This window comes from Bacteroides sp. AR20 (assembly GCF_964250605.1).
In the GTDB taxonomy this organism is placed as follows: Bacteria; Bacteroidota; Bacteroidia; order Bacteroidales; family Bacteroidaceae; genus Bacteroides; species Bacteroides uniformis.
Map to the genome: position 1 here is coordinate 1 of NZ_CAXUGK010000054.1, position 10,328 is coordinate 10,328.

10 protein-coding genes are annotated in these 10,328 nt (G+C 45.2%); 1 reads left to right on the forward strand and 9 read right to left on the reverse strand.

What is annotated here, in order from left to right; all coding sequences use genetic code 11:
• Positions 1-151: 151 nt before the first annotated feature.
• From ACESTD_RS18080 to cysQ, 7 genes are all read right to left on the reverse strand, one after another.
• Positions 152-1,117, reverse strand: coding sequence for a PCMD domain-containing protein (locus ACESTD_RS18080; protein WP_117991426.1), 966 nt, complete (start codon positions 1,115-1,117; stop codon positions 152-154).
• 25 nt (positions 1,118-1,142) lie between these two features.
• Positions 1,143-2,249, reverse strand: a complete 1,107-nt coding sequence (locus ACESTD_RS18085; RefSeq protein ID WP_195288914.1) for a sulfotransferase — start codon at positions 2,247-2,249, stop codon at positions 1,143-1,145.
• Positions 2,250-2,312: 63 nt separating this feature from the next.
• Positions 2,313-3,785 carry a sulfate adenylyltransferase subunit CysN gene (cysN, locus tag ACESTD_RS18090; protein WP_118274955.1) on the reverse strand — a complete coding sequence of 491 codons (1,473 nt, stop codon included), beginning with the start codon at positions 3,783-3,785 and terminating at the stop codon, positions 2,313-2,315.
• A 40-nt stretch (positions 3,786-3,825) separates the two neighbouring features.
• Positions 3,826-4,737, reverse strand: coding sequence for a sulfate adenylyltransferase subunit CysD (cysD, locus tag ACESTD_RS18095; protein ID WP_005826557.1), 912 nt, complete (start codon positions 4,735-4,737; stop codon positions 3,826-3,828).
• A 6-nt stretch (positions 4,738-4,743) separates the two neighbouring features.
• Positions 4,744-5,349, reverse strand: coding sequence for an adenylyl-sulfate kinase (cysC, locus tag ACESTD_RS18100; RefSeq protein WP_005836053.1), 606 nt, complete (start codon positions 5,347-5,349; stop codon positions 4,744-4,746).
• A 21-nt stretch (positions 5,350-5,370) separates the two neighbouring features.
• On the reverse strand, positions 5,371-6,924 hold the full coding sequence (locus tag ACESTD_RS18105; protein WP_087332665.1) for an SLC13 family permease: 1,554 nt from the start codon (positions 6,922-6,924) through the stop codon (positions 5,371-5,373).
• A 7-nt stretch (positions 6,925-6,931) separates the two neighbouring features.
• Complete coding sequence (cysQ, locus tag ACESTD_RS18110; protein WP_373159079.1) at positions 6,932-7,756, reverse strand: 3'(2'),5'-bisphosphate nucleotidase CysQ; 825 nt, start codon at positions 7,754-7,756, stop codon at positions 6,932-6,934.
• 558 nt (positions 7,757-8,314) lie between these two features.
• On the opposite strand from cysQ, the gene ACESTD_RS18115 reads away from it, so the two are divergent.
• On the forward strand, positions 8,315-9,544 hold the full coding sequence (locus ACESTD_RS18115) for a tyrosine-type recombinase/integrase (RefSeq protein WP_373159080.1): 1,230 nt from the start codon (positions 8,315-8,317) through the stop codon (positions 9,542-9,544).
• 76 nt (positions 9,545-9,620) lie between these two features.
• Here ACESTD_RS18115 and ACESTD_RS18120 read toward each other — a convergent pair whose 3' ends face one another.
• A complete protein-coding gene (locus ACESTD_RS18120; protein ID WP_005805292.1) occupies positions 9,621-9,932 on the reverse strand; it encodes a helix-turn-helix domain-containing protein in 312 nt (103 codons plus the stop codon).
• Positions 9,933-9,935: 3 nt separating this feature from the next.
• Entirely contained in the window at positions 9,936-10,223 is a 288-nt protein-coding gene (locus tag ACESTD_RS18125) for a helix-turn-helix domain-containing protein (RefSeq protein WP_225700311.1), read from the reverse strand.
• Positions 10,224-10,328 lie beyond the last annotated feature (105 nt).

Consider the following 10,328-nt stretch of genomic DNA (forward strand, 5'->3'; position numbering starts at 1 on the left):
ATCTGCATGTGCAGGTCGAAATGCAGAGGATGAAATATTTCACGGGAGGGCTGACATACAAAATTCATTTGAAATAAGAAGTAAGTCAAAGTCTCGTTGACTCCATAAAAAAAGCAGCTAAAGTATGACATCAACTTTAACTGCTTTTATTCTAATAGACCAATTTTACATTGTCAATCCATAGCGAATTGCCAGGAGAACCTATATAAGCACCACCATGACTAGAGGTGAATTGCAACAGCAAATGAGTGGGCACATCGTCCTTCGTCCCCCAGGCAACCTCCTTAATAGGCACACTCTCTCCTTTACTGTTAACTGTATAGCGTTCTTCAACCTGAAGACGCATCATGTGGGCCTTGTATGCAGGGTCACCGGTGATATCACCGTACATGATGGAATAAGTGGCATTATTATGCCAATCGGTAGTAGTATAATATCGTACGACCATCGTTCCTACACGCTTGGCATAGATATTCCCCTTCTCATCTTCCCAACGCTTTTGCAGAAACAGATTCACTTCCGGGAAGTCCTTTCCCTCAACATCTGTGATACGGCTAAAGCCCGTTGCACGGATACGCTTCTCGCGGTCGGACATCTTTACTTTATAATCAAACTGTATGGCGATAGGTTTCTTTGTAAACGGTATGCCGGAATTCAGCATTTTCTGCGGATTCTTGGTCCCCTTGATAGGTTCGTGCACCTCACCCAGAAACATGGAGCCGGCAGCCAGCACCGTGATATCCACTATTCCAAAAACCTTCACACTCTCCATACGGGTGTCCATACGGGCACAGAAACCATCCCCTCGCTTTTCCGGGAAAACAGAAGTATTGGTTTTCGTGATACCGGCTACCCGGGCCATCACATTGGATGTCGCCCACGGCGAACCTCCCATATTCTTGTATGCCTTGGTCTCGGTGACAGTAGCAGTAGGCCCGATGGCATATACATTCTTCGTGGCACCGCCAATAATACCGGATTCCTTGATTTGGCGGTCAATCCATTGATCCATATTTCCGAAAGGAATCATCTCTACCTCGTGCTGCTGCGCAGAAACAGCTCCACAACAGAGCATGGCAGACAGCACTCCCAACATACGAATTTTCTTTTGAATCATTTCTCTCATTGATAATTGACAATCATTATAAATCGTACTTCCACTGTTCCAGTGCAAAATTCCAGTTATCCTGGACCAACTGCACTGTACGCTCATCATACTTGTATTTATTCTTCTTATATCCTTTCTTTCCACCTACATACTTCTCAATATCGACACGCGCCTCTACAAAGCCCGGAATGGACAAAGCCTTGTAGATATATTCAGTCATTCCCATTGCATCCGCTTCGAAGTCCTCAAACTTCACCTCTATCAAGTTTCCTTCAGGAATACATGCCTTGTCCGCTTCGTATTTATGATACAGTTTGGCATAAATGGACAAAATATTCTTCTCAAGCTCCTCATGACTGATATCCTGCAGTTTCAACGGCTGAATGGTGTTAGTAAAGAAACTACGTGTGCTTTCGAAAACAGTATAAGGATTACGCATCAGATAGATAAACTTGGCATTGGGGAACATCTTGACAAGCTCTTTCACACGTCCCGTATGAGGCGGATTCTTACTAAGAAACTGGGTTCCGTTCGTATTCCAAAGAGAAATCTTTATCAGTTTGACGAAAGTCTCCTCAAATACTTTCAGCTCTTTCTCTGTGATGTCATCAAACAGCAGGTATTTATCGGCATACTCTTGCTGATATTCGGGCAGGAACCAGAAATTATAATAGGTGTAGGGCATCATATTTGCCAAAGCAAACTCCTCTTCTTGCGGAAGGTCAACGGCAAGTTCCATATTGTCCGTGGGACGTTTGTCCGGCATCAACCAACTCATGTTCTTCTTGAAGAAAGGCTGCCCCCACATCATAAGATGCGGAAATACAGTCTGGTATGTCGTGTTGTAGCCGAAATGCTTGTCGCAGGAGAAAACATTATGCACAAACGTAGTCCCGCTACGCCAGTGTCCCAAAATGAATACCGGATCATGCCCCAAGGGCTTATCTGCCAGGAGCTTTTCATAGCGTCTGTCCTGCAGAGGAGCCAAAGTGGACAGCAGGCGGCAGACGGCTTTTGTCAGCCGATACTTACCTTTGTAGGCAGCACCGATGTCACGACCGCCCGTTATATCCTTGAATGTTTTCCAATCCGCACCTACCAGGGTGTTTATCGGAAGCTTATTGAATTCTAACAATCCCATTATTATCTTTATATTAATATGTTATGGTTTTCTTCCGGTGATGCCGAGAGAGAATTGCAATACTTATAAAGAAGTACTGCGCTCTATCCGTACAGCCACGCCCTGGCGTTCCAGCTCTTTCACAGCCTTTTCTATAGCTTCGTAATGTTCGGGAGCTATACCCAGCTTAGGCAAATTCAGTATAGGCAGGTCCTCAGCTAAGTGCATGTCCTTATCCTCCACCCTATCGATAATCATACCTACAGCACTGGTATTGTTGGTTATCGGGTCTATCAAGATAAACGAACCGGTAGCCTTATTCTTCTGATAAGGGTCAAAGAAAAGCTCTTTGGCAGTAGTCAGCACCACACGCGCAATCTGATTGAGCTGCATCGGCAATGTTTCCTTGCTCAACTTTCCGTTGTCAATGGAAAGATGCTCCATCGTATTGACATCCACCTTATACTTGATACTGTCGATGCGAGTACGGCTTATATTGGTGGTCTGTTTGATGAAGAATGATTTGTTGATATCCATCGGCTCTTCATCCATCCAAACCAGCATCGTTTCAAAATTGCGGTCCATGACGGGCAGGTTATCCGGATGTACCAGCATTTCCCCTCTCGACACATCTATCTCGTCTTCCAGAGTCAGGGTGACGGACTGGGGCGGAAAGGCGTAATCCAATTCGCCGTCGTATGTAACTATACTCTTGATATGCGACTTCTTACCGGAAGGCAATGCCATCACTTCATCTCCCTTACGAATAATACCCGAAGCCACCTTACCGCAAAAACCACGGAAATCGAGATTGGGGCGCAAGACGTATTGAATCGGGAAACGAAAATCCTTCAAATTATGGTCGTTGTCAATATGTACCGTCTCCAGAAAGTCAAGAAGTGAAATACCCTCATACCAAGGAGTACGTTCCGATTTCTCCACCACATTGTCGCCATCCAAAGCTGACAGCGGAATGCAGTTTACGTCAGGAATGCCCAATGGAGCTATAAACTTCCGATATTCATCGACTATCTCATTAAAACGTTCTTCGGAGAAATCCACCAAGTCCATCTTATTGACAGCAAGCACCACATGCTTGATGCCAAGCAACGACACCAGGAAAGTATGCCGGCGCGTCTGCGTAATGACACCCATACGCGCATCCACCAGAATAATTGCCAAGTTAGCTGTAGAGCCCCCGGTAATCATGTTGCGTGTGTACTGCTCGTGTCCCGGAGTATCGGCAATGATAAACTTACGATTGTTGGTCGAGAAGTAGCGGTATGCCACGTCGATGGTGATGCCTTGTTCGCGCTCCGCCTTCAAGCCGTCCAGCAAAAGGGCGTAGTCAATGTGGTCGCCGGCATTTCCCATGCGCTTGCTGTCGCGTTCCAGTGCGTCCAGCTGGTCCTCATATAGTTTCTTGCTGTCGAACAACAGACGGCCTATCAATGTGGATTTTCCGTCATCCACAGAACCGGCAGTCAGTAAGCGCAACAAGTCTTTCTGCTCATCCTTATCAAGAAAAGCCTTTATATCAAGTGTAGAATCGTTCATCCTTAATGATTTAATTTTTAATTCTTAATTTTTAATTCCTTTAGAAGTATCCCTCGCGCTTCTTCTGCTCCATGCTTGCGTCTTGGTCGAAGTCAATGACACGGGTCGTCCGTTCACTCTTGGTGGTGGTCATCATTTCCTCGACAATCTTCTCGATGGTATCGGCATCGCTTTCCACAGCACCGGTCAACGGCCAGCAACCTAGCGTACGGAAACGCACCATACGCATCTTTATCTGGTCGCGGTACTGTTCCGGCAAGCGGTCGTCATCCGCCATTATCAGATTTCCGTCAATCTCCACACAAGGACGTTCCTTGGCAAAATACAACGGCACAATAGGGATGTTTTCCAAACGTATATATTGCCAGATGTCCAGCTCCGTCCAATTACTTAACGGAAATACGCGGATACTCTCTCCTTTATGTACCCGGGCATTATAAATATCCCACAATTCGGGACGCTGGTTTTTGGGGTCCCATTGATGGAACTTGTCACGGAAGGAGAAAATACGCTCTTTGGCGCGTGACTTCTCCTCGTCGCGGCGAGCGCCACCGAATGCCGCATCAAACTTATACTTATCCAATGCGTGGAGCAAAGCCTGCGTTTTCATCAGGTCCGTATGCACCTTGCTGCCATGCGTAAAAGGTCCGACACCTGCATTGAAAGCTTCCATATTGCTTTCCACTATCAGGTTCCAACCATACTTCTTGGCATACTCGTCACGGAACTGTATCATCTCCTTAAACTTCCACTTGGAATCGATGTGCATCAACGGGAACGGCACTTTGCCGGGAGCAAACGCCTTTTCGGCCAAGCGCACCATAACCGAAGAATCCTTGCCGATACTATACAGCATCACCGGATTTTCAAACTCCGCTGCCACTTCACGGATAATATGAATGGACTCTGCTTCGAGTTCCTTCAAATGGCTCAATTTATATTCTTCTTTCATTATATCTTATTTCTTCTGAATTCTTGGTAAAATGAGTTCCAACAGTTTATTGACCGATTCTTCCAGGCTGAGAACAGAGGTGTCCAACGTCAGAGCCGGATGAGCCGGCTCCTCAAAAGGCGCGGAAATACCAGTAAAATTCTTGATTTCTCCCTTACGTGCCTTGGCATAAAGTCCCTTCACGTCACGGCGTTCACACTCTTCAAGCGGGGTACTGACATAAACTTCCAGAAAATCGTCTTGTCCGATTATATCAGCCGCCATTTCACGAATATCGTTATTAGGACTGATAAAAGCCGCGATTGTTATAACACCCGTATCAAGAAAGAGTTTGGAAACTTCGGCTATACGCCGGATATTCTCCACACGGTCGGCCTCCGTAAAACCGAGGTTATTGTTGATGCCACTGCGGATGTTGTCACCATCCAGGATACGGCAAAGCAATCCTCTTTTATGAAGTTCGCGCTCCAAGGCAATGGCTATCGTACTTTTGCCGGAGCCGCTCAAGCCGGTAAACCAAACCATCACGCTGTGCTGCTTCAACAAGTCTTCTTTGTCTTTCCGCATCAGCATTTTGTCAAATATCGGATATATGTGGTTGTTTTCTTCCATATGTTATTATTTCTTCTTTTTTTAAAATGGCCAAATTAAAGGAATCAAGAAAATGGATATCAGGAAAGTAATGATATTCAAAGGTAACCCGATGCGTACAAAATCCGTGAACTTATAGTTACCGATACCTTGTACAATCAAATTAGTCTGATACCCTATAGGAGTGGAGAAGCTGGCGGAAGCCGCCATACAAATTACAACGAAGAAAGGCATCGGACTGACTCCCATCTGTGAAGAGATGGAAAGTGCCAACGGGAAAGCGAGTGCCGCGGCCGCATTGTTCGTAATCAGCTCTGTAAACAAGTTCGTTATGATAAACACAGCAGCCAGCAACACGTGGGGGCCATAATGATGGCTCATGCCTATAATGAAACGCGCCACAGCATCTGCCACTCCGGAATTCACCATCGCCTTGCTGATAGCAAAAGCACAAGCAATCGTTATCAGAATATCCCAAGATATATATTTGGTATACTTGCGGGCCGGAAATATCTTTGTCCAGGCCATAATGATAGTAGTAATGGAAACGAAGAAAAACATATCCAACTTGATTTCCGGAAAAGCTTCCTTGACAACCGGAAGTTCACCAACCGTTGCACCCACTATCATCAATATCAGCAAAGCCAAGGCAAACCAGCGCTTTCCCTTTCCGGGCACCGGTTCCGTATCCTTGCCATTGGCCAGCAACACGAACACCGAAGATTCCCCCCAGGTCTTTACAAAAGAGTCATCAGCCATCACCACCAGCGTATCCCCTTCGCGGAGATATTCATTTTCCAGATTTCCAACAATGCTCTGACCGCTACGCTTAATCTCCTTCACTTCGGCCCCATAATGCCGCTTGAAGTTAAAATCACCAAGTTTCTTGTTGATACCGGGAAAACGGGCGCCGAGTACAGCTTCCACCCGATGTAAATCTCCATGCTCCTCCGGTTCCTCATCCAGCTTTACCGCATCCGTACGAACATCCGGCAAAAGCCTTGAGGAAAAAGCGAACAGATAAAGGATGCCTGCAATCGCGACGAAAATGCCCACTTTACCCAACTCGAACATAGTAAAGCCTTCATATCCGGCTTCCAATATCATACCATGCACCACCAGATTGGTCGACGTCCCTATCAGGGTGCAGATTCCGCCAAGTATCGTCACATAAGAAAGGGGTATAAGGAACTTGGTAGCAGGCAATTTTACAGATTCGGCCCAACGCTTGATAATGGGAGCAAAGATAACAACCACCGGAGTATTGTTTAGAAAAGCTGAAATAAAAGCAATGGTGGGCAACATACGGAACTGCGCTTTAAAGACCGTAGTCTTACCTTGGGGAAGCAGCTTCTTGATTACTTGCCCCAAAGCACCCGACTGCCTGATGCCTTCACTGACCAAAAACAGCATGGCAACAGTAATCATCCCCTTATTACTGAACCCTTCCAGCATCTCCTTAGGAGTGAGGATACCTGCACACAAGAACAATACTACGACAGAAAAGAGCACCATGCCCGGACGCATTTTATCCAGAACCAAGGCAATCACCATGCCCAACAATGCCAGCAGCACAAACAATATCTCAAATGTCATAAAGTCGTTATTTTATTTCAGTATGCTTGGGTTCTACGATAAACCACGGATTCAGCAAATCCTCCTTATTATATTGCAAAGGTTCTTCCTTCCCCGCCTGATAAATTTCCATTCCGGCAGCACGTGCAATAGCATGCCCAGCCGCCGTATCCCATTCCATCGTAGGGGCAAAACGAGGATATACATCAGCCTTGCCTTCAGCTACCAGACAAATCTTGATGGAACTTCCACTTGATATAAGCTCAACTTCCGCATGGCTGCATTTCATTTTCTCGATATAATCTTCTGTCTCGGGCGTCAGATGCGAACGGGAAGCCACAATTACAAACCGTTCGTGCACGCTTGTTTCCGGCAGCCGAACAGCTTTCGCAAGCAGTTCATCCCACGACATTCCATCACGTGCAGTAATACTGGATAGCTTATAAGCACCCGAATCATGCACTCCAAAATAGAGCTCCTTTTTTACCGGCACATAAATGACTCCCATTACCGGTACTGAGTGATGCACCAAAGCTATATTCACTGTGAACTCACCGTTCCTCTTGATGAACTCCTTCGTACCGTCCAAAGGGTCTACAATCCATAAAGTTTCCCAACTCCGTCGTTCCGAAAAAGGCAAATGTTTGCCTTCCTCGCTTAGCAGAGGGAAAGGTGTATCAGCCAAAAAACGGCAGATAGTTTCATGAGCCTTACGGTCGGCAATAGTAAGAGGAGAATTATCCGCTTTTTTTTCTACCTGAAAATCCGATGCCGGATCATCGTAAATGGAAAGAATTTTCTCGCCAGCCTGCAAAGCGGCATCAATCGCATTCAGTATATATCGTCGTTCCATACTATATTCTTCTCAAAGATAAGGCACAAAATTAAAAACTTTTTCAGGTCTAAAAGTTTCCATCTCTTGTTTTATAACTTCTTTTAAACGAAAGAGAGAATATTATAAGCACTTTTCACAATCAGGAAAATCAATCCGGAGCAGAGAAAAATAGAGTGAAATATTCACGAAGGAAGAGGAACTAAAGAGACTGTGACAACATGAGTTTATCTGGGTCTTTTCTCAATTAGTCCGTTAGTTCACAGTACTGAACACTTTGTTTCAACCTTTAAAAACAAGTTGTTTCAATAAGAGAAACTAAGTATTTTTCTACAATTTACAAAGGTAGCTAAAACCAATTAACAATCAAATAGTTACCATTTTTTATTGTTGGTTGATGGTAGAGAAAGCGAGCATTATGGGAGATGTTTTGCTGCGACTTCCGTTACTTATCCGTTACCTTGCAAATACAGGTATTTCATGGATTTTAAACGGTTATTTTTTCAATATATTGCGTTGCTTTTCATAACTTCAAAAAGCTCGATATTTATTAATTTTGTAACTAAAAGAAGCGAGTTTATGAGAAGTACATTTTCCGTGTTGTTTTACACCAAGAACCAATCGTTGAAAGATGGTAGGGTTCCCATCATGGGACGTATAACCATCAACAGGACTACCGCCTGCTTCAGTTGTAAGCTGGAAGTTTCACTGGCATTATGGGATGCTAAAGCCAATAGAGCGAAGGGAAAATCCGACGAGGCCAGACGGCTGAACCAGGAGCTTGACCATATCAAGACCCAGATAACAAGGCATTACCAGTATATCTGTGACCATGACAGTCTGGTGACTGCTAAAAGTGTCTATAATCGCTATCTTGGTTTTGGAGATGGTTATCACACCCTTATGGGGCTTTTTAGGGAGGAGCTTGCCTCTTATAAGGAAAAGGTGGGCAAGGAAAAGGCGGCAAGTACCTATCGCGGGCTGGTGGCAGACTACAACAATCTGCTGCTTTTCCTCAAAGAGAAGAGGCATATCGAGGATATAGCCATCGCTGACCTTGACAAGAAGTTCATCGAGGACTATTACAACTGGATGCTTGGTACATGCGCTTTGGCTAGCTCGACGGCTTTCTGCCGGGTCAACACCCTAAAATGGCTGATGTATACCGCCCAGGAAAGAGGCTGGATAAGGCTTCATCCGTTCGTCGGTTTCGACTGCCTGCCCGAATACAAGCGGCGTTCCTTCCTCACCGAGAAGGACTTACAAAGAGTCATCCATGTCAAGTTGAATTACAAGCGCCAGCGTGCGATCCGTGACATGTTCCTGTTCATGTGTTTCACCGGTCTGGCGTATGCGGATCTGAAAGAGATCACGTATAAGAATATCCATACGGATTCCGAGGGTGGTACATGGCTGATGGGCAACCGTATAAAAACCGGTGTGGCCTATGTGGTGAAGCTGCTGCCTATCGCCATCGAGCTGGTCGAGAGGTACAGGGGTGAAAATGAAAAGAAAAGTTCGCCTGACAAGGTGTTTCCCGTAGGCGAATACCAGACTATGGTATCCAGTCTGAGGGTTCTGACTCAAAAGTGCGGCTGCTCAACCGAGATAACCCCGCACATCGGGCGTCACACCTTTGCCGTTCTGGCCATTTTAAAAGGGATGCCGCTAGAAACCCTGCAGAAAGTGTTGGGCCACAAATCCATCCTTTCTACCCAGATTTATGCCGAGCTGATTAATCCGAAAGTCGGTGAAGACACGGACAAGCTGTGTATGAAGATCGGTGACGTATACCGGCTTACCAACTAAAGAAACGGCTGGGTATAAAAAAACTCCTTCGGTCCAAAGTCGCTGAAGGAGTTTTTTCATGTAAAGTATACGTCATTTATCTTATATACTTTCTGAAATCCTTGTAATTCTTTTTTAGAACCTCGTACAATCCGCTTTCCGGATAGAGCAATTTACCTCCTGCCGCGGTGACGGAGGTATAAGGAATTGCTTTCTCGTCTCTGAGGGCCTGCAGTGTCCTTTTGGAGATATGTAGTTTCTCACAGACTTCCTCCCCTGAGAGATAATGTTCATCGGCTATGCCCGGGCGTATTCGTGCCGTTGCTTTTTCCAGTGCTCTTCCGGTTCTCTTAATCCATCCGGTGATTTCCTTAAACTCTTCCGAATCTTTGGTAATGATTTCTGCCATCTGTTATTTTCTGTTTCTTATTAAACCTTCTTCCAATATTTTCTGTATGTCCGCTTCACGGTAGAAATATTTTCCACCGATATGGGAGCAGGGAATCAATCCCCTGTTCCGATGTGCTTGAAGGCATCTCTTTGAGATACCCAGAGCCTGACACACCTCTTGCGCGTCAATCCATTTATCTGGAGACAGCGGGGCAGTTTTCCGATTGAATTCTTCCATTTGTACAGACAGTGTGCTAAGCTGTCTTTTTAATTCCAGATAAGCACTTGTTTCCATAATCGTTATTTCCATAATTTAATGTTTTTAATAAATTCAGATGTGTAGCTAACACTTGAAAAGGGACCCGGAACAACATTTAAAAAGTGCCCCACCCATGGGTATGTTTAACCGAACAAA